18 protein-coding genes and 1 pseudogene are annotated in these 21,502 nt (G+C 37.9%); 12 read left to right on the forward strand and 7 right to left on the reverse strand.

All coding sequences use genetic code 11. The features are described from left to right. Positions 1 to 243: 243 nt before the first annotated feature. Positions 244 to 513, reverse strand: a complete 270-nt coding sequence (locus tag PN471_RS03670) for a YciI family protein (RefSeq protein ID WP_193899315.1) — start codon at positions 511 to 513, stop codon at positions 244 to 246. A 367-nt stretch (positions 514 to 880) separates the two neighbouring features. Here PN471_RS03670 and urtA point away from each other — a divergent pair, with 367 nt between their 5' ends. From urtA to urtE, 5 genes are all read left to right on the forward strand, one after another. Next, a complete protein-coding gene (gene urtA, locus PN471_RS03675) occupies positions 881 to 2,197 on the forward strand; it encodes an urea ABC transporter substrate-binding protein (RefSeq protein WP_271775707.1) in 1,317 nt (438 codons plus the stop codon). Positions 2,198 to 2,398: 201 nt separating this feature from the next. Continuing rightward, the gene (locus PN471_RS03680) at positions 2,399 to 3,559 is read left to right on the forward strand and encodes an ABC transporter permease subunit (protein ID WP_271775708.1); all 1,161 of its coding nucleotides are present in this window, start codon (positions 2,399 to 2,401) and stop codon (positions 3,557 to 3,559) included. A 56-nt stretch (positions 3,560 to 3,615) separates the two neighbouring features. After that, a complete protein-coding gene (gene urtC, locus PN471_RS03685; RefSeq protein WP_271775709.1) occupies positions 3,616 to 4,776 on the forward strand; it encodes an urea ABC transporter permease subunit UrtC in 1,161 nt (386 codons plus the stop codon). Next, positions 4,751 to 5,524, forward strand: a complete 774-nt coding sequence (gene urtD / locus PN471_RS03690; protein ID WP_271775710.1) for an urea ABC transporter ATP-binding protein UrtD — start codon at positions 4,751 to 4,753, stop codon at positions 5,522 to 5,524. The genes urtC and urtD overlap by 26 nt, the downstream gene beginning before the upstream one ends. A 90-nt stretch (positions 5,525 to 5,614) precedes the next feature. After that, positions 5,615 to 6,313: an urea ABC transporter ATP-binding subunit UrtE gene (gene urtE, locus PN471_RS03695; protein WP_271775711.1), complete on the forward strand. Its 699-nt coding sequence runs from the start codon at positions 5,615 to 5,617 to the stop codon at positions 6,311 to 6,313. 76 nt (positions 6,314 to 6,389) lie between these two features. Here the strand turns inward: urtE and pheT are convergent, their stop codons facing one another. Beyond that, positions 6,390 to 8,825, reverse strand: a complete 2,436-nt coding sequence (gene pheT, locus PN471_RS03700; protein ID WP_271775712.1) for a phenylalanine--tRNA ligase subunit beta — start codon at positions 8,823 to 8,825, stop codon at positions 6,390 to 6,392. 447 nt (positions 8,826 to 9,272) lie between these two features. Between pheT and PN471_RS03705 the strand changes: the two genes are divergently transcribed. Continuing rightward, complete coding sequence (locus tag PN471_RS03705) at positions 9,273 to 9,437, forward strand: hypothetical protein (protein ID WP_271775713.1); 165 nt, start codon at positions 9,273 to 9,275, stop codon at positions 9,435 to 9,437. Positions 9,438 to 9,536: 99 nt separating this feature from the next. Here the strand turns inward: PN471_RS03705 and PN471_RS03710 are convergent, their stop codons facing one another. The 5 genes and pseudogenes from PN471_RS03710 to PN471_RS03730 all read right to left on the reverse strand — a co-directional run bounded on the left by PN471_RS03710 (position 9,537) and on the right by PN471_RS03730 (position 16,589). Next, on the reverse strand, positions 9,537 to 10,277 hold the full coding sequence (locus PN471_RS03710) for a phytochelatin synthase family protein (protein WP_271775714.1): 741 nt from the start codon (positions 10,275 to 10,277) through the stop codon (positions 9,537 to 9,539). A gap of 150 nt (positions 10,278 to 10,427) precedes the next feature. Then, entirely contained in the window at positions 10,428 to 11,636 is a 1,209-nt protein-coding gene (locus PN471_RS03715; protein WP_271775715.1) for a NupC/NupG family nucleoside CNT transporter, read from the reverse strand. Positions 11,637 to 12,065: 429 nt separating this feature from the next. Next, positions 12,066 to 13,754, reverse strand: coding sequence for a protein kinase domain-containing protein (locus PN471_RS03720; protein WP_271775716.1), 1,689 nt, complete (start codon positions 13,752 to 13,754; stop codon positions 12,066 to 12,068). A gap of 150 nt (positions 13,755 to 13,904) precedes the next feature. Further along, positions 13,905 to 14,841: pseudogene (locus tag PN471_RS03725) on the reverse strand (universal stress protein); the annotation flags it as partial. Positions 14,842 to 14,984: 143 nt separating this feature from the next. Continuing rightward, entirely contained in the window at positions 14,985 to 16,589 is a 1,605-nt protein-coding gene (locus PN471_RS03730; RefSeq protein WP_271775717.1) for a peptide ligase PGM1-related protein, read from the reverse strand. A 372-nt stretch (positions 16,590 to 16,961) separates the two neighbouring features. Here PN471_RS03730 and PN471_RS03735 point away from each other — a divergent pair, with 372 nt between their 5' ends. From PN471_RS03735 to coaBC, 6 genes are all read left to right on the forward strand, one after another. After that, positions 16,962 to 17,588 carry an alpha/beta hydrolase gene (locus tag PN471_RS03735; protein ID WP_271775718.1) on the forward strand — a complete coding sequence of 209 codons (627 nt, stop codon included), beginning with the start codon at positions 16,962 to 16,964 and terminating at the stop codon, positions 17,586 to 17,588. A gap of 146 nt (positions 17,589 to 17,734) precedes the next feature. After that, positions 17,735 to 17,947, forward strand: a complete 213-nt coding sequence (gene isiD, locus PN471_RS03740; protein WP_015078552.1) for a protein IsiD — start codon at positions 17,735 to 17,737, stop codon at positions 17,945 to 17,947. A gap of 248 nt (positions 17,948 to 18,195) precedes the next feature. After that, positions 18,196 to 19,329, forward strand: a complete 1,134-nt coding sequence (locus PN471_RS03745; RefSeq protein WP_271775719.1) for a DUF262 domain-containing protein — start codon at positions 18,196 to 18,198, stop codon at positions 19,327 to 19,329. Then, entirely contained in the window at positions 19,323 to 19,634 is a 312-nt protein-coding gene (locus PN471_RS03750) for an AAA family ATPase (protein ID WP_334311894.1), read from the forward strand. Before PN471_RS03745 ends, PN471_RS03750 begins: the two co-directional genes overlap by 7 nt. A 77-nt stretch (positions 19,635 to 19,711) precedes the next feature. Next, positions 19,712 to 19,993: a hypothetical protein gene (locus PN471_RS03755; RefSeq protein WP_271775720.1), complete on the forward strand. Its 282-nt coding sequence runs from the start codon at positions 19,712 to 19,714 to the stop codon at positions 19,991 to 19,993. Continuing rightward, positions 19,993 to 21,201, forward strand: coding sequence for a bifunctional phosphopantothenoylcysteine decarboxylase/phosphopantothenate--cysteine ligase CoaBC (gene coaBC, locus PN471_RS03760; protein WP_271775721.1), 1,209 nt, complete (start codon positions 19,993 to 19,995; stop codon positions 21,199 to 21,201). The genes PN471_RS03755 and coaBC overlap by 1 nt, the downstream gene beginning before the upstream one ends. Positions 21,202 to 21,502: the final 301 nt, after the last annotated feature.

Below are 21,502 nucleotides of genomic sequence, written 5' to 3' on the forward strand. Positions count from 1 at the left end.
GCAGCCTACAAAACAAAAAACAAATCTCAAAACCAAAGAACCGTGGGGCGCACGGTCTTAAAGCTCAGTTAATGTCCTCATAGAGGAGTCACTGAGAAGCCCACACTCACCTGAAAGGGAGTGTGTGGAGTACGTCACCTAATTCATCCTATCGTCGCAATTTCCAAAAGGCACTGAAGGGATAATTAATTCGTAATTACCCATTACGAATTAATTATTTTCGTTAAAAGTTGTGTCAAGGGGCTAAAAAGCCTGAATCCATTCTTTAACAGAATACTCTGTCCAAATGCCGTTTTGCCAATAGGGATCTGATTCTACTAATTGACGAACGGTGTTTTCGTCTTCAGCTTCGTAAATAGCAAAAACTTGAGTTACATCTTTTGTTGGACCAATGGTAATTAAAATTCCAGATTCCTTCTGTTGTGCTAATCCGGCTAAATGGTCTTGACGATAGGGTTCGCGTTTGGTAAGAACGTCTTCACAATAGCTTCCCCATAAGATGTATTTTGTCATAATTTCTGATTTGATTATTGATACTAATTAAAAAATATAGCAACATCAGGTTTTTTAAGATAGAGATTGATGATCAAGTTTTTAATTTCACTAATATGCCTACATACTTAATTATACTCATTACAATACTAAAAAATATACATACATTTATAGTTATATGAAGTAGATCCTAACTTGCTCATTGCTGGCAGGGAGGGGGTTAGGTGCGTTGTTATTATACCAGTCCCGATGAGAAAGAAATTATATTTTTCATCTATCTTGAGGTAGATTTTTATTAAAATAAATTACGATTTTGTATAACAAATCACAGTTTAATAGTTAAATATAGAACTAATATCTCAGTTTAAAAAGATAACTAATCAAAAATATGGGTAGACAATTTAACCGACGTAAGTTTCTGCTTTATGGTGCAGCGGGTATTGGTAGTAGCATTTTTTTAAAAGCTTGTGCTAATAACTCTCCAAATACTGCGAATAGTCCAGCAGCATCCACCAGTATATCTCCCGTAGCTGGTACTACTGGTAAAACCATCAAGGTAGGTATTTTACATTCTCTCAGTGGCACAATGGCTATCAGTGAGAAAAGTGTGGTAGATGCGGAAAAACTAGCAATTAAGGAAATTAACGCTGCTGGGGGTGTTTTAGGTAAACAAATTGAAGCAGTTGTTGAAGATGGCGCTTCCAATTGGGATACATTTAGAGAAAAAGCTACCAAATTGATTGACCAGGATCAAGTAGCTGTGGTTTTCGGGTGTTGGACTTCTGCTAGTCGCAAAAATGTGAAGCCAGTTTTCGAGAGCAAGGATCATATGCTCTGGTATCCTGTGCAGTATGAAGGTCAAGAATGTTCTAAAAACATTTTTTACACTGGTGCAGCCCCAAATCAACAAATTGAACCTTCTGTTGATTGGTTGTTGAAGAATAAAGGTAAAGAGTTCTTTTTAGTAGGTTCTGACTATGTTTTCCCCCGCACTGCTAATAACATTATTAAGGCTCAATTAGAGGCTTTAGGTGGGAAAACTGTTGGGGAAGATTACTTACCCTTGGGTAATACGGAAGTAACAGCTATTATCACAAAAATCAAGCAGGTTTTACCCAATGGTGGTGTAATTTATAATACTCTTAATGGTGATAGTAATGTTGCTTTCTTCAAACAGTTGAAAGGAGCGGGATTGACACCAGAGAAGTATCCTTCCATGTCTGTGAGTATTGCGGAAGAGGAAGTTAAAGCCATTGGTGTGGAGTATCTAAAAGGACATTATGCTGCTTGGAACTATTTTCAAACAGTAGACACACCTGCGAACAAGAAATTTGTGGCGGCTTTCAAGAAAGAATACGGTGAAGATAGGGTAACAAATGACCCAATGGAAGCAGCCTATATCGCCGTGTATTTATGGAAACAAGCAGTAGAAAAAGCCACTACAACTGACTTAGCAAAAGTCCGGGCTGCGGCCTATGGTCAAACTATAGATGCACCTGAAGGAAAGGTGACTGTTAATGCTAATCATCACATATCAAAAATTGTGCGGATTGGTCAAGTCAGACAGGATGGACTATTTGACATTGTTTATGCTACCCCCGCACCAGTTGAACCAGTTCCTTGGAATCAATTTGTGAAAGAGACTAAGGGATTTGCCTGTGATTGGTCAGATCCTGCAAAAGGTGGTAAATACAAGAAAGGTTAATTTTGTGGTCAGTTGTCAGTATTTAGTGATACAATGAATTGCATCTCGATGAGGTATGTATGGGCAGGCAAGATTCCCACCCGACAAGAGTTTTACTATTCATATTTGTACTTCGTTTAGTGGCAATTTTGTGATGTGAAAATAACTAAAAAATAACTGGCAACTGACTATTAGGAATAAATTGATAATTGCAGGGATAAAATGTTAACAGGTTTTTTGGAAGCTGTCTTTAATGGTGTTAGTATTGGTGCTGTTTTATTAATTGCTGCGCTAGGATTAGCGATCATATTTGGCTTAATGGGTGTCATTAATATGGCTCATGGTGAGCTAATGATGTTTGGTGCTTATACAACTTTTGTGGTGCAAAATGTTTGTAAGCAATTGGGTGGGGTTTGGTTTGAAGTTTATATCTTTTTGGCTTTGATTATCGCTTTTATTTTTACTGCTGGTGTGGGATTAATTCTGGAGAAAAGTGTAATTCGTTATCTCTATGGACGACCTTTAGAAACTCTGTTAGCAACTTGGGGCGTAAGTTTAATTTTTCAGCAGTTTGTCCGCAGTGTGAATTTATTATTGATCATCGGGGTAGCTTTGTTTTCTCTGCTGTTTTTTGGGGGTTTATGGATTTTAAATTCTCGGAATAATTTACAGAAAATTCGTAACTGGGTTGTGGGAGTTTTACTATTTTTGTCACTAGGATTGACAATCACAATTTGTAATTTATTGAGTAAAACCTATCAGCAAGCGGTAACTTTACCTTGGTTTGGCGCTCAAAATGTGGATGTTACAGCCCCTAGTTGGTTACAATCTGGTGTATCTTTAGCTGGTGTACAATTACCTTATGCCCGGTTATTTATTATTGTTTTGACGATTATTTGTGTGGGGGGAATTTATCTATTTTTGCAACGTTCTCATTGGGGATTAAGAATTAGGTCTGTCACGCAAAATCGCAGCATGAGTGCCTGTTTGGGTATCCCCACTCAACAAGTTGATGCAATTACTTTCGCCCTGGGTTCAGGGTTAGCTGGTGTAGCTGGATGTGCAATTAGTTTACTCGGTTCTGTTGGACCAAATACTGGACAAAATTACATTATTGACACCTTTATGGTGGTGGTTGTCGGTGGTGTGGGTAATTTAGCTGGTACGATTTTGGCGGCTTTGGGAATGGGGACAATTAATTATTTAATTGGTTCGGGAACTTTGGCTTTGTTATTGGGTGCGGTTAAGCCTTTGGCTGATTTATTTAGTTTTTTTGCAACTACAAGTATGGCTAAGGTGATGGTTTTTGCGTTAATTATTGTGTTTTTACAGTGGAAACCTGGCGGAATTTTTCCTCAAAAGGGTCGTCATGTTGATGTTTAAGTCATGGGAAATTAACCGCAGATAAACGTGGATTTGAGAAAATGGATAAAGCAGGAATGATAAAAATTAAAAAGGGGCGGAGTTTAATATTAGTTGAAGTTGGGGTCGTTTGTGCGATCGCTTTAATTTTGATTTTGATGATGCCGGTATTACTTTCAGATTTTCGTCTGAATTTATTGGGACGGTTTTTGTCTCTGGCCATTGTGGCTTTAGGAATTGATTTAATTTGGGGTTATGCTGGTTTATTGAGTTTGGGACATGGGATTTTCTTCGGTTTGGGTGGATATGCGATCGCTATGTACCTAAAATTGCAAGTCCCCACGGGGGAGTTACCGGATTTTATGTCCCTTTATGGTGTTATGGAACTTCCTGGATTTTGGCAGCCTTTTTCTTCTTTTCCCCTGTCTATAGCTGCTGTGGTGATGATTCCGGGTTTGTTAGCAGGATTACTCGGATATTTAGTCTTTCGTAATCGCATTAAGGGCGTTTATTTTTCGATTTTGACTCAAGCTGCAATTATTGTATTTTTCAATTTTTTTAATGGACAACAACAATTTTTTAATGGCACAAATGGACTCATAGATTTTACCACCTTTCCGCCTTTATCTTGGGGAATTAATGGCAGTGGTGCTATAGTTAGTGATAGCAAAACTCAATTTGTTTTTTACGTCTTGACGGTGGTATTTTTGGCAGCTACTTATGGGCTTTGTCGCTGGTTAACTAGTGGACGTTTTGGCAGATTATTAATAGCTATTCGTGATGATGAAAGTCGGGTGAGATTTTCTGGTTACGACCCCACAGATTTTAAAGTCTTAGTATTTGCTGTTTCGGGAGCAATTGCTGGTATAGCTGGGGCATTTTACACCGTTCAAAGTGGTTCTGTATCTCCTAGATCCATGGATATTGGCTTTTCTATTGAAATGGTGATTTGGGTGGCTGTGGGGGGAAGAGGGACATTAATCGGGGCAGTTATCGGGACTTTATTAGTTAATTATGCCCGGACTTTTTTAAGTGAACAATTCGCGGAAATATGGCTATTTTTTCAGGGTATACTATTATTAATTATCGTCGTTTTGCTTCCTGACGGCATCATGGGATGGTTAAGTAAACAAAATATCCCTTTTGGGAAACGTCAGCAATTAAAACTTTCTCAGACCTATCCTAGTTTAGAAGAAGATATGGAGGTGAAACATGAACGCCAAAATCTTAGAAACTGAAAATGTCACCGTTAGTTTTGACGGTTTCAAAGCATTAAATCGCCTAAATTTTAGTATGAATGTTGGTGAATTGCGCGTAGTAATAGGTCCAAATGGGGCGGGAAAAACTACCTTTTTGGATGTGATTACGGGTAAGGTGCAACCAACTATAGGAAAAGTATTATTTAAGGGTAAAAATTTACGTTCTTTAGCTGAACATCAAATTGCACGGCTGGGAATTGGGCGCAAATTTCAAACTCCACGCATATATCTTAATTTAACACCTTTCGAGAATTTAGAAATCACTAGTAATCGTCATAAAAATGTCTTTTCTACCTTGTTTCGTTCTATCAATTATGCGGAAAAAAATAGTCTGAAAGGCTTATTAGCAACAATTGGTTTAACTGCAAAAGCAAATATTCCAGCGGCTTTATTGTCCCACGGAGAAAAGCAACGTTTGGAGATTGGAATGTTAGTAGCACAATCTCCTGATTTATTACTTGTTGATGAACCAGTGGCTGGTTTAACAGATGAAGAAACCTATAATATCGGTAATTTGTTATTAACATTAGCGGAAAGTCATTCAATTCTAGTCATTGAACATGATATGGAATTTGTGCGACAAATTGCTAAGAAAGTGACAGTATTACATGAAGGTTCAGTATTGTGTGAAGGTGATTTTGAGAAAGTCAGAAATGACCCCCGCGTTATTGAAGTATATTTAGGAAAACAGGAAGATAATCACACCCCCCTTAGTCCCCCCTTGTAAAGCTGGGAAACAAGAATCCTGTCCCCTCCCCTTTATCAGGGTAGGGTAAAGTTAGGAAAAATTAAAATAGTTAATCAGGTTAATTTTATAATGCTAAAAATTTCTAATCTTAACGTTCATTATGGTGAAAGTCATATTATCAGAAATGTAGATTTGACTGTATTACCAGGACAGATGGTATGTTTAATTGGCCGCAATGGGGTGGGGAAAACAACCATGCTAAAAACAATTATTGGCTTACTCAAACCCAGCAGCGGAATTATTAATTTTGCAGGGGAGATAATTAACAGTAAACCAACTTATGAAAGGGCGAAAATGGGTATTGGTTATGTGAGTCAGGGAAGGGAAATTATCCCGCGATTAACAGTTAAAGAAAATCTGCTTTTGGGATTAGAAGCTAGACAAAAACCAGTCAAAAAACCAGAAATTCCTCCAGAAATTTTTAGCCTATTTCCAGTGTTAAAAACTATGCTTTCTCGTATGGGTGGAGATCTAAGTGGTGGACAACAGCAACAATTAGCGATCGCTCGTGCTTTAATGGGAAAACCACAACTACTCGTATTAGACGAACCGACGGAAGGTATTCAACCATCAATCATTTTGGAAATTGAAGCCGCAGTCCGTCAGATTATTGAAACCACAGGGGTTTCCGTCTTATTGGTAGAACAGCACTTGCATTTTGTCCGTCAGGCAGATTACTATTATGCCATGCAAAAAGGGGGGATTGTTGCTTCCGGTCTAACTCAGGAACTTAGTCAAGATGTGATTCAAAAGTTTTTGACGGTTTAGTTTAGTGATAATTGATAAAGCCAGGGAATAAATTCCCTGTCTCATAGCAAAAGTCGGTTAAAACCGACTGTTTCGATTAACTTCTCAAATTCACACCAAATTTTTCCACTAAGGCTGTCCGCACTTGATTATGAACTGGTTCAATTTCATTTTCAGTGAGAGTGCGATCGCTGGCACGATATACTAACCGAAAGGCTAAACTGCGTTGTCCTGTGGGGACGTTTTCACCCCGATATTCATCGAACAATTCCACAGAATTTAACAACCCTTTCCCAGCTTTATTAATAACTTTTTCCAATTCGGAAACCGTTACTTTCACAGGGGCAAAAAACGCCAAATCTCTGTCACTAGCTGGATAGGTAGAATAGGAACTGAATTTGGGAACTAGCAAATCATCATCATCCCAGGCATCCAACAGAGCATCTAAATCCAATTCAAACACATAAACGGCTTCTGGTAAATCCTTCTCTCGACGTAATTGGGGGTGAACTTGTCCGAATGTTCCCAGTCTACTACCCTTTACCCATAATGAAGCTGTGCGTCCAGGATGTAAGCGAGAATCTCGATTTTCGGGTTGAAATTCTACCACTAATTTTAGTTGTTTAAAGACACTTTCTAAAATGCCTTTGGCTTCAAACCAAGTAATCGCTTCTTCCTTACCACCTCTTGACCATTTACCGACAGTGATATCACCACCAATAATTCCAGCCAGGATTTCCGCTTCTTGTAAACCCTCTTCTTCGCGCCAGAAAATCCGCCCGATTTCAAAACCGTTTAATGCCCCATTTCCTTGCTCTATATTATATTGAAAAGCGGTAATTAAACCGGAAATCAAATCAGTGCGTAAAGCCGAATATTCAGTAAACAAAGGGTTACTTAAAATGATCTGTTTATCTTCACCTGGTTTCACCAAAGAATAATGAATTAATTCTGTTAAACCTTCAGCGCGGAGATAAGCGCGTAACCTGCGAATTAATTCTTGTTCTAAAGATAGATAACCAGCTTCGGATTTTTCTGGTAGAGTATCACAGAACTTATCATAACCATATAACCGGGCAATTTCTTCAATTAAATCAATTTCCCGTTCTAAATCGCGGTAACGATAGGGAGGTACGGTAACTGTCCAATTCCGGTCATCAATTTTGGCTAATTTACATCCTAAAGCCGTGAGAATTTTTTCCACATCTGACCCTTGTAATTCTCCTGTTTCTTGTCCTAATTCAATCGGACCTAGCACTTCATTAACTTTATCTAAACGCAGGTTAATAGAATGTGACCAAGTAGAAATATCTGGACGATAATCGGAAATTTCTTGCTGAACAATCACCCCTGCGGCTAATTCACTAATTAAGGATAAAGCGCGGTGACAAGCTATTTCTAATTCGGCACGATTTACGCCCCTTTCGTATCTACCAGAAGCCTCACTTCTTAACCCCGCACTGCGAGAAGAACGCCGAATAGCCACAGAATCAAATAACGCAGCTTCTAAAACTAAACTTTGTGTACCTTCATGAACTTCTGTTTCTGCACCACCCATAACACCTGCTAAAGCCACCGCTTGATTATTAGCAGTAATTAATAAATTTTGGGTTGATAAATTGCGAATATTTCCATCTAAGGTTTTTAAAGTTTCCCCAGTTTCCGCAAACCGCACACCAATGATTAAATTTTCGCCGCCACCTACAGATTGTAAACGCCCTTTATCGAAAGCGTGAAGAGGTTGTCCTCTTTCTAATAAAACATAGTTAGTGATATCAACTACATTATTAATTGGTCTGACTCCAGCAGCGCGTAAACGTTGTTGCAACCATTCAGGAGAAGCCGCAATTTTGATGTTTTCGACAACTGTACCAATATAAGCAGGACAAGCTTGGATTTCAGAAATTTTTAAAGTGATGCTTTTCCCAGTCTTGGTATTTTCTACTTCTGCAATGGGGGGAATTGATAGTTTTCCGCCAGTTAAAGCTGCTACTTCCCGGGCAATACCCACCATAGATAAAGCGTCAGCCCGGTTAGCAGTAGCGGTGACATCTAAAATCACATCTTCCAAACCCAATAAGGGACGAACATCACTACCCACCACCATGTTTTCTTCAGGGAAGATATGAATACCGTCAATATCAGTGGGTAAACCCAGTTCTTTTAAAGAGCATATCATCCCATTGGAAGGAACACCACGCAGTTTTGCGGGTTTGATTTTTAAATCAATGTTGGGTAAATAAGTTCCTGTGGTGGCGACGGGGACATAGATATCTGCGCGGACGTTCGCAGCACCGCAAACGATATTTACAGTCTCAGCAGCCCCAATATCTACGGTACAAACGCTCAATTTATCTGCGTTGGGGTGGGGTTGACGTTCTAGCACTTTTCCCACAACTACACCATTTGCCCAAGTGCGGCGGTCTTCTATATCTTCTACTTCAAACCCTGCCATTGTCAAGGTTTCCGCCAGTTCTTCTGGGGTGAATTTGATTTCTACAAGTTCTTTTAACCAGGTTAGAGAAATACGCATGGAGTCTGTTTGTTTAGATTTGTCTTTCGCTCTAATTTTATATATTAGGTGAAAATTATGAGATTTTTTTGGTTTACATCCAAGTGCAGAAAATTTGTAGAGACGTTCCATGGAAGGTCTCTACATTCTATTATGATTAATTAAGTAGATATCAGAATCTATTCCGATGGGAGATATGTCCTTGCAGCAGTGCTTCGCTATCGCTATCTGAAATTTCCCAAATTTTGTATATACTCAAAACGGCTAAAACTTGGACTTTTTTATAATACAAATAACAGTCTCAAAGCCTCTCCCCGTTGCGGGGAGAGGTTTTGAGAGGGGTTTCATATTTAGTTACACAATAAACCGTTTGCAGTATAAAAACTGTCCTCCAAGGTATTCAAAAATCCGATAGCGGAGCGTGGCGTTAGCCATAATTACCGATTGTGACACTAGGGGGTGCGAAAGGTGGGCTCAATTGTTACAGTTTTGGTAACAGGGAATAGGCAAGAGGCAATATTAGTCATTGTAGGGTGCGTCAAACCCCATAATTTGACAAACAACAGATTACCTCTACCTGACGCACCTCCTCAACAAGCGATTCCCAACATCGAAAATGGCGAAGGTAAGTAGATGAACGGGAAAAAACCGAAATATGTAACAAAAAGTAAAGTTTCCCAAAACCTCTTCCCTGTTCCCTATTCCCTATTCCCTATTCCCTGTAGATAAACATCAATTATTCTTACTCACCAATACAAACCCCCGCGTCTTCCCTGATGTTGAATCAACAGTATTCATTGCTTTCCATAAATCTGCTGTTTTTACCCAAACAGGTGGATATTTATAGCGCGAAACATCCATAATTAAAAATCTATCTGTTAACTCGTTATATGCAGCTAAAGGTGAAATATGTCCACCTCGTTCTTGACCAATTTCTTTACGTAAATAGTTAATAATAATAAAATTTCCTGGTTGCTTTAAATTCTCTGCTGCTAACTTGCGAAACTCTGCTAAATTTGTCCCGCTGGCATGATACACCTTAACCCGCACATCATAACTTGCCAATAATCCTCCTAACTGATCTAAAGTCATACCTTGACGGGCAACAACTTCAGGATTTACCACAGTTTTAGTTTTTGCATTACTAAAAAAATTATCTTGGGTAAATACCCTAAATGGCTTATACTGTGGTGCTTCTGGGGCAGGAACTTTCAAACTATTTAACACCATAACCATACTAGCAACGCCACAATATGCCTGATTAATTTGGGTGACAAACTGTGTACTTAGTGGAAAAAAATCATTGTTTGATTTACTGGCAATTAATAATTTTTCACCTTCAGGGGTATCAAAACCAATCAAGTTTGGAGAAAGTGATAATGTTTGGGCAAAAACATTACCTCCAACCAAACAAACACCCAAAATCATAACTCTAATTGATGTTTTGATAGAATTGATTGCTGCCAATTTCATAGTTTATTTTCAACCTATAGCGGTATGCACTTGAATAAAATCTATCATAGCCCCTTCCCACAAGCGATGAGGTGGTTCTTGTACCTCCATAAGAAGGGGGTAGGCACGGGGGCGCTACCCCTACATTAAATCCTGTAATTTCAATTATTTCTAAATCAAAATTCCCGCAATTCCCGCAGTAATAAAACCTGTCAGTAATCCGCCAATCATTGTCCTTAAACCCATACGGGCTAAGTCTTGTTGGCGGTTGGGTGCTATTCCTGTCATCCCTCCAATAGTAATGCCAATTGAGCCAATATTAGCAAAATTACATAAGGCATAGGTAGTAATAATAGCTGAACGTTGAGAAATTTCTTGTTTCTTAATCAGTTCTCCCAAATCCAAATAGGCGATAAATTCATTAAGAATCGTCTTTTTACCTAATAATGCTCCAATTTGTCCACAGTCAGCCCAAGGTATACCCATTAACCAGGCTACAGGAAACATAATTAAAGATAACATCCCTTCTAAAGATAATTGTGGATAACCTGCCAAATTTCCCAACCAACTTAAACTAGCATTCACAGCAGCTAATAAACTCAAAAAAGCAATTATTATGACTCCAACGTTAACTGCTAATTTTACGCCATCAATTGCCCCAGAGGTGGCTGCATCAAGGAAATTAACATAATTATTTTTGATATCTATATTAACTTTTTCCGTAGTTTCCGATACTTCTGTTTCTGGATACATGATTTTTGATACTATTAAAGCAACGGGAGAAGTCATAAAGAAAGCCGCAATTAAATGCTCAGGCGGAATCCCAAAGGACAGATAAGCACCTAGTACACCCCCGGCAATGGTAGCAAAACCACCTGTCATGACGGCGTGCAATTCAGATTTTGTCATGTTTGCTAGGTAAGGTTTGACCATGAGTGCTGCTTCTGTTGGTCCCAAGAAGATATTTCCCGCACAGGACAAAGATTCAGAACCTGATGTTTTCATGGTTTTCATCATCAACCATGCTAGGGCATTGACAACCTTTTGCAAAATGCCATAGTAATAAAGAATACTGATAAATGATGAGAAAAAGATAATTGTGGGGAGAATTTGAAAAGCAAACAGATGATCTTTGAAGTTTTCACCAAAGACGAATTTTGCACCAACATCAGAAAAGGCTAAAAAGTTACCAACTATATTTCCCAAGGATTTAAATAAGTGCAAACCCCAAGGGGTTTTGAGAATGACTATAGCTAAAATAAATTCTAACCCCAATCCCCAGGCGACTGTCCGCCAACGCACGGCTTGACGGTTCACGGACAGGGCGTAGGATATACTAATAAAAACGCCAATGCCTAAAAATGAAATAGTGCGTTCCATGTTCAATGTTTCAATATTTTCAGCAAATAAGCTTCAGATTAACTTAATTTCAGGTATTAAGTTCCGCACTGGCTAAGTTGCACGGTGTTTTTTGCTAGAATACTGCTGATTTTAGCAAGATGACAGTATATTTGCTGGTTTAATCAGTCTTAAATATGAAGGAATAATTAAAAATATACAAAACTTAAATAAATTGTTATTACAGAACTATGCAAATGGGAATAAAGGGTGTATATTAGTTTCAACTTCACTATACCGAAACATTTATAGTCTACTAGTTATGAGATACCTCTGGTTCACAACAAAAATGAACTAGGGGTATCTGTGTTTTTGGTCAGTAGTCAGTGGTCAGTGGTTATTGGTGAAAACTATTCTTCTTTTTTCTTCCTCCTGACTCCTGACTCCTGACTCCTGACTCCTGACTTCTCCTTATCGCCAACCTAGCCAGCGTAAGCCAGGGACAATTAGGTAATGGCTTATACTCAGGGAAAAGCTGATTAAGATACTCACTAAACTAAAAAAACCTATGGGTGAAAATATATCCAGCCCTTGTGGTTGACTGGAAAAATGGAATAAATTTAGTCCTAATCCTAAACGCACGAGAATGGCTATGAGGTTGGCGCTTCCTAAACCTGCAATGACTGCGTAGGCGATTTGATGACTGCGAAGACCTAAACCAAGGGTTAATAGGGGAAGTGAGATTAAAATCCATGTGACTAAGCTTTCCGCCGGATTTGGAGTGGTGATGAATTGACAAGCTACCCAGCCTAAACTGTAGCCAATTAAGCCCATTAAGGCTGTGATCAGAAACCGCCGCTTTTGCCCAAAACAGCCTGATAAGGTTAATCCCCAACCTGTTCCTAAACCTGCAAAACCATAAACTATACTTTCTGCGGCTATATAAGGTTGTTTTTCGACTAATGTTGGTAATGGATAGGTTAGTAATTCTAGCCAGCGATCGCCTAAACTGGTATGATAAGCTAGGAAAAACCCTGTTATTGTGCCGATTCCCGCGCAGATAATCGTCAACATCATTACCCAAATAGTCGCCAAACAAGCGGATAAAAATTTGTATATTCCCTGAATTATTAATAAAGTAGTATTACTTATAGCTTGGGTAAATTCAGTGATTGATTGGACAACAGATTTACCTGTACTGCTAAATAAACCTGGCTGTGGAGAGGACGAGGCGATACTTAATAACCGTTTATGAATAATAGCTGCATTGGCTGGGCGTAACCGCACATCATCTTCCACCATTTCATCAATTAAATCTGCTAAATCTGGTTTAATCTGCCGATAATTCCGCCAACGCAATTTTCCAGTTAAACTATCTTCCAATTCGGATGGATATTTGGCGGTAAGTAGTTGAATCATTGTCCGTCCCAAGGCATAAAAATCTGCCGATGGTCCAATGTTACGGCCGCGAATTTGTTCTTGGGGACTATAGCCGGCAGAGTACAAGCGTGTAGAAGTGGGGTGCATTCGCAAAACTGACCCACTAAATTGTTTAGCACCACCAAAATCAATTAGCACCAATTGATCACTTTTGGCAGGAGATACTGGTGTGGAAGTCCGCAACATCAAATTAGAAGGTTTGATATCGCGGTGAATAATTTGGCGTTTATGTAACTCCTGTAAAATCAATACAGCTTGAATAAACCAACCGACTACCAAATCTTCGGAACAACCTTGAGGATAATTTATTAATACTTCCTCTAAAGTGTAGCCATTAATCTTTTCCATCACCAAACAAGGTAACTGATGGGGTTTAGGATTAATTAAGTTAACTTGAAAATAGCCATCAGCCTCAACTTTAGGCACGCCAAAACTGCGGAAACTACTTAAAACTTCCGCTTCTTGAATGAACAATTCCAGCGCCTTGGGTGAGGTTTCGACTAGCACCTTTAGCACTTTTTCTGTCTGTGTCTTTTCATCCCAAATTGTGTAAATTTGGGCAAATCCCCCCGCACCGAGAGGTTTAAGAGAGAAATAGCGGTCTAACAGATGCAGCGGTGTGCCACAACTGTTACAGAATTTGTTTCCCCAAGGTTGAGGATAAGGACGTTGACAATGGGGATTTATGCAGTGAACCGCACTCTGAGTTATCTGGGTCAAAACCACGAAAATACAAAGGCTGGATCGATTTTAGCGTCTATTTCACTTTAGTTCTAGATATTCGTCTAAATAACTCTAACTGGCCATTGCCATTAGTCTTTGTCCCAAATATCGAGCCTTTTTTTGGGTCAGAGGAGGGAATTACAGGTATTATTGAGGTTCTCCCAGCATGACAATCGAACATTTCAAATTGTTAATCACTTGGGTTGTCACTTCACTAACGGCTAATCCTCCAGCGGTGCGATAGCGGACAGAACGCAAAACCACTAAGTCAAATGCCTGCGCTTGCTCAATAATGACTTTGGCAATATCATCACCAACAATTGTTAAAATACTTGTATTGACTTGTAAGTTGCCTTGATTAGCAATATCAGACAATTGAGATGTGAAATGTGTAACCTGCTCATCAGCTATTAAGCGTTGGCTGGGACTGCGGTAGGCATCGTTCACGTGCAAAAGCACAACCTCAGCTTGATTAGCATCAGCTAAAATTTGGGCAAATCTGATAGTCCCAATAGTCACCCTCATTAAGTCACCAACAGGAACAAGAATGCGTCTGATTTCTGTCGGACTTTTTAACAGGCGTGTTACCGCTACCGGACAATGAGAAGACCAGAAAACCTTATCAATGAGACTACCAAATAAACGGGCGCGGAAATTCCTGGTATTTCCCCAACCCATTATCACTAAACTAGCATAATGTTTTAGCTAGAAAGGCCGCCACAAATTTACTGCTAATCAGTGCCACGACAATTGCCACAGTTAAAGTAATTGAACTGAGAGTTTTGATAAACGCAGGTATATCAATTAGTAATCCCATGTCCACAAAGAAACAAGGGATAAACAGAACACTACCCACAAACTCTACCTTTTCTTTAACGGGGCTATTTCCCAAAACGCCATTGACTGCTAAACCTGCCAGGAACGCACCAACAATTTTTTCAATCCCAATCGCTTGCGCTCCTACAGATGCCAAAAATAAGGCCAGCAAGATAAACAAAAATTGATTACTCTCTTCCTCTCCAGTGCGGCGGAAAAACTCTTTTCCTACCTTATTAAACCCAAATAAGATCACAACTGAATAAATTTATAATAGTTTGCTCTATCTCCGGGTATAACTGTTTCCTACCGGAGATGATATCCTGACATCAGAATTTTGTGAATATTCCTGATGCTTGATTGATAGAGGAATAGAGCATCAGGAATATCAAGCTGAGTTTTATATTTGATTTAACAACTATATCCATCCCCAGTCATGGGAAAATTATAATCAGTAAAGATAGAATGATTATTATGATCACCACTGGTTTCTTGATCAAGAACTTCAATAACCTTGTGATAAATATCTTCTGCTTCTTGGGGTGAATCACCAATACTGGTTAATCCTAATTTACCAAACTGGGAAAGACAACCCATAAGATGAAAAACTGTACCTGTTTCTGTGCCACTATCAAAATGTAACCTGTGGTGAGCGATAATATCCATTAAATCATTAGGTAATAATCCCTGATAATTAGGTTTTTGTAAATTATCTGTGGCAATATAATATTTAGGTCTGCCTTGTTGACTATAAAATAATCCAGTGGATAAATCATAACGACCATTAGTTAATAATTTTAACGTCATAAATGGATGGGTTGTTCCTCCTTTGCGAAGATTAATTTCAATAGCTTGAATATCCCATTTACCATCACCTTGATCTACAGTGACAAAATCAACGGCAAATCTTTCTAAAGCTCCTTTTGCCGCTAATTTATTTCCAACTCTTAAACCTAATTCCTGTAATTCACAACGATAATTTGTATTCGCAGGAAAGCGACAACCTATATAAATTTGTCCGTCAGGTCCGCCCAAAATTTGGTCATGGGTAGAAAGAATTTCCACTTCTCCGTTAGGTGTGATTCTGCCTTGGACACTGGGTGAATATTTGATTTCTCCTTCGATAAAAGCTTCTACAATTGCCCCCAATTCAGGAATGCGTCGAGAAAAATTTGCCCAGGTTTCTTGTAAAGATTGAAAACGTAAATGCTGGAAGCGATCGCTAATTGCTGTTACTCTTTGACTATGATCAGCTTTTCCCGGTGCAACATCCATTATTTCCCGTAGATCTAACAGTGCATTCCCTTCCCCAGAAAAACCTTCATTCAACTTAATTACCATTCTTTGTAATGTCGGTTGACGTTCCCACAAATCAGCCGCAACATTGGCTAAGTCTTTGCAATTTCTAACTAACTCACTACCGTCGGGAAGGGGGACATTACTTTCTTGAAAAATCTGTCTACTGCCGCTCTTTGTTCCCCAAATTTGCAAATCTGGTGCAGCAGCATATAAAGGTACACCCAACTTTAAAGATAATTGCGCTTCCCAAAAAGTAGAATTATAACATACCATAAAAGCCTTATCTAACCGCAAAGCTTTATGAATTCTTTCCAATAACCGAGGCCGTTCTAATATTTTTTGACTGAGGGGTTTTAAAGAAGCATCATAGGTAGAAAGTAATAATAAGCGATGACGAGCATGGGAAAAAGGAATGCCCGGAAGTAGTTGTAAATAATAATCAATAATACTGGGATGCAGTGGCATTGATGTCACATAAATTAACCTAGTCCGGGGATTTCTTAACCGCATTAATGAAAAAAGTAATCTTTCTTCATAATGCTCACATCCTTCTATCTTGAGTAATTCTTCTTGATCTATACTCAAGGAAGGAATAATTAAAATATCCGCTTCACTATTGTCGAATAATTCGCTAGTTTGCCAGCGATCGCGTAATGTTAATTGTAAATTACGAAATTTATCAACTTCTTGTAAATCATCAATATTTAATGTCACCATATCCCCATCCCCATATTATTTTTTTATTTTACTTCCCTATTTAATATATACCATAAGGGAGAGTGTAAATTAAGATGAAGCTGCATAGAATAAAATTTCGGGATTTATTGACCGCAGATAAACGCAGACAAAGATAGATGAATTTAGGGATTTCATAATTCTGTGCAACCTCACATTAAATTAGTATTAAACTTTGCGTGTTTGCTTCTTTGCCTCTTGGCGCGAAACATAATTCATGCCGTCATTATGCAACATCACTGTGTGAATACAGCAAAATAGAAAAACTTCCAGAACAACGAAAAAAGTTAGGAAATGTGTACTGGATTAAGACGCGGTATACTGTATCTGCATTAATTCTTAACTCAATTACCTATGACTCAAACATTAGACTTCATCAGAGTTTCTCCACCAGCAGGAAAAACACCAGATGCTTTAATCGTCACTTTACATGGTTGGGGCGCAAATGCCCAAGATGTGGCATCTTTGATTCCTTATGTCAATTTACCTGATTATGAGTTTCTCCTCCCTAATGCGCCCTATCCTTATCCCTATACTGATACAGGTAAGGCATGGTATGACCTGCGGACAGAAAATATGTATGATGGATTAAATGAAAGTAAACAATTACTGATAGATTGGTTGCTCTCTTTAGAAAGTAATACAGGCGTACCGTTATCACGCACAATTTTGAGCGGATTTTCTCAAGGTGGGGCGATGACTTTAGATGTAGGATTAGGCTTACCCTTGGCTGGATTAGTAGTGATAAGTGGCTATTTACATCCTACTGTGGCAACGCTGAATCAAGGCAATTTTCCGCCGACATTAATCATGCACGGGACAAGGGATGAGGTAGTCCCTCTGCAAGCGGCGATTAAGTCGAGAGAAATGGCACAATCTCTAGGCGTAGCTGTGGAGTATCATGAATTTGCAACGGGACATGAAATTAATTTACAAATGTTAGAAGTGCTACGAACTTTTGTTCTTAACACAATTGGTTAGGTTTAGTTACAAAAATTTTCCAAATTCTGGTAAAAATCACAAGAATTTTTACAAATTTAATGCTCATTCATGAGTAAGATAGAACAGGTGGAAACAACTCCACCCTAAGCTGAATTTAAGCGCTGCAAAAGGGAGGGGCAAGCATTATGAAAACTCTAAGCATTTCCAAAACAGAAATTTCTGCTATGACGGCAACAGAGGTAAAAGATTTGGCTACACGTCTGGAATTAGATAATTATAGTAATGCTTTTGAGGGTTTAAATGATTGGCATCTATTGCGGGCGATCGCTTTTCAGCGTCCAGAGTTAGTTGAAGCCTATATCCACCTCTTAGATTTAGAAGCTTACGACGAAGCTTAAACATTGTAGGGAAAAATTCAGGAGCCGCTCAGGGTTTAGCCATGCTAAATCCTGATTTTGCTTGCATCATTTAATTTAGATGCGTTTTGCTGCGATAGCCAATTTAATAAAATTTTTAATACTAAGTGAGATTACTGTTTATAAGTAGTTGGAAATTATATTCAATCAATGTTCAGATAATTTGTCTGGTATTATGATTTAATATATCTAAATTCTGCCTAAGTAAATTTTTAGGAGTATTTGTCATAATGGTAACAAATAAACTCAATGATCAACAGATGGAATTATTAGATCGAGAAGATAATTCGGATGATGATTTTAATTTTCAAGAAGATGATGATGAAAGTTTAGAACCATTTGATCCCACCAAAATTAGGGTTAAAACTAAACCGATGACAATGGATCTGTTGCTAAAAAGAATCGAATATGATGAAATTGACTTAGCTCCTGATTTTCAGCGACAATCTGATATTTGGACTACTAAAGCTAAAAGTCGCTTAATTGAATCTCTTTTAATTCGGATTCCACTACCAGCATTTTATATAGATGCAACAGATGATGATAAATGGATTATTATAGATGGTTTACAAAGAATTCATACGTTTAAAAAATTTATTCTTGATAAAGAACTCACATTAACTGACTTGCAATATCTTACAGATTTAAACAACAAAAAATATAATGATTTACCTCGTCATTATCAAAGACGAATAGATGAAACAGAATTAACAGTTTATTTAATTGAACCTGGAACTCCTAAAGAAGTCAAATATAATATTTTTGAAAGAGTTAACACAGGAGGATTACCTCTTAATCCTCAAGAACTCCGTCAAGCTATGAATCCGGGTAAACCGATAAAAATCCTCAAAAATCTTGCTAATTTACCAGAATTTAAAAGAGTAATAAATCTAAGTAAAAAGAAAAAGAAACGTATGGATGACCATGAATTTATACTTGGTTTTTTAGCTTTTTATTTAACTACTTATGAAGACTATCCAGAAAAGAAAGGACGGAAATACTTTTTGAATGAAGCTATAAATCAACTAAATACAATAGACTATAATTTGATAGAAACCATAGTCAATAAGTTTACTATAGCAATGAAAGCAGCTTACAATATTTTTGGAAATACTGCTTTTCGTAAATCATCAAGTTCTCCTGTTAATAAATCTCTTTTTGAAGCATGGTCAGTTACTTTAAGTAAATTAAACTCACAAGAAATTGATATATTGATTAATCAAAAAGAAGTATTAAAAGAAAAGTTCATCCAAAAGATACAAGAAGATAATGATTTTAATAAATCTATATCTCAAGCTGCTAATAAAGTTAAATATCGGTTTGAAAAAATTAATCAAATAGTTCAAGAGGTTTTATCATGCTAAGTTCTTTAACTTTAAAAAATTTTAAACCATTTGAAAATCAGTCTTTTTCTTTAAAGCCATTAACTCTACTGACAGGCTTAAATAGCACTGGCAAATCGTCTGTATTGCAATCTCTATTACTATTACGTCAATCTTGTTTGCAGGATGATTTATTAGATAGAGTTGGTTTAGTATTAAACGGTGATTTAGTATCTATAGGTACTGGACAAGATGCACTTTTTAAGAGAGCTAAAGAGGATTTGATAACTAAGAAAACATTGAAGTTGAATTTCAAGATGGTACAAATTCCAAAGAAACTCGAATAATCAATAATTTAACTGAAATTAAACAGGCTAGAAAAATATGTCCTCGTTATAAAGTTTCTTCTGACAAACATGATCTTGTGAAGCATTGGAAAAAAGGGAAAAAAGGGGAAGAAGTTACTCCTATGGATTTAAAAGATGAAGAAGCTCAAAAAGTTCTAAATAGTTCTGTATGTAGTAGTAATAAAAATAGTAAAAAACGTTATGGATATCACAAGGAAACAGATCAATTCTATGTATTTCATTCAGATGATGCTTTTGATGAACAAGGTTATCCAACTTATCATGGGTTTCCAATTCCTGAAGATCAAGTTAAAGATCCTCCAGTCCCTAAAGAAGTATTAAATAGAAGAAAGATATAATGCGATTATCTACAAATCTAACTAAAAAAGTCCTCATTGCTGTAAGTGGTGGTATCGCCGCTTACAAAGTTTGTGAATTAGTCTCTAAATTATTTCAGTCTGACGTAGAAGTGCGAGTTGTCCTGACTAAATCTGCCAAAGAATTTATTACTCCTTTAACTTTAGGTACTTTATCCCGTCATCAAGCTTATACTGATGATGATTTTTGGCAACCAATTTATCAGCGTCCATTGCATATTGAATTGGGTGAATGGGCTGATTTAATTGTGATTGCGCCCTTAACTGCTAATACTTTGGCTAAGTTAGCTTATGGTATGGCGGATAATTTACTAACAAATACGGTTCTCGCTTCTACCTGTCCCGTGTTGTTAGCACCGGCAATGAATACGGATATGTGGGAACAGGTGGCGGTACAAAGAAATTGGCGACAGTTATTGACAGATGGTAGATTTTATGGTCTGGAAACTGGTTCTGGTTTATTGGCGTGCGATCGCATTGGTACTGGTAGAATGGCAGAAGCCGCAGAAATATTTGTTTATATTCAATCTTTATTACACACCCAAGGAATCAGAGATTTAGCTGGGAAACAGGTTTTAATCAGTGCTGGGGGAACGCGAGAATATTTAGATCCGGTGCGATTTATTGGCAATCCCTCAACTGGTAAAATGGGTTTAGCATTGGCACAGGCAGCGCTGCACAGAGGCGCAAAAGTAATATTAGTCCATTGTCCGGGGAGTTGGAATGTACCTTTGGGAGTAGAAGCAATTGCGGTTGTGAGTGCGGAGGAAATGCAGCAGGAGATGTTCAAGCATTTAACCAATGCAGATATCATTATCATGTCAGCCGCAGTTGCAGACGTAAAGCCTAGAGATTATAGTAGCGAAAAATTGCCCAAGCGATCGCTCCCCGAAAATCTTCCTCTAGCAGCAGTACCGGATATTGTCGCTGAACTGGGAAATCGCAAACAACCCCATCAATATTTAATTGGTTTTGCAGCACAAACCGGGGATATTATTACACCTGCAAAAGAGAAATTGCAAAGAAAGAAATTAGATGCAATTGTCGCAAATCCTATTGATGAAGTTGATAGTGGTTTTGGTAGTGATAATAATCAAGCGGTGTTTTTAGATAGGTCAGGAAGAGAGGTAGAAATTCCGGCTTGTTCTAAGTTGGAAATGGCGCATTATTTGTTTGATTTTGTTGTTTAATGGAATCAAATTCTATCGTTCTTTCTTCAACTACAGAATTAATTACTACCTAGATAAATCTCTACATTTCGAGTGTTCCATGTGGAAATTCCCGCTTGTTCTAAGTTGAAAATGGCGCATTATTTGTTTGATTTTGTTGTTTAATGGGATAAAATCACATTTTTATTTTTACTAGGACTTTTGACAATGACACTACATTTACCTGAAATTGGCATTACTAATTGTATGAGGGCAATATCATTACTTGAAGAGTATCCTCAAAACATTGTAGGAAGTTTTTGGATCATGTCTCGAAATTCAA

It is taken from the genome of Aphanizomenon sp. CS-733/32, from assembly GCF_028330045.1.
GTDB lineage: Bacteria > Cyanobacteriota > Cyanobacteriia > Cyanobacteriales > Nostocaceae > Dolichospermum > Dolichospermum gracile.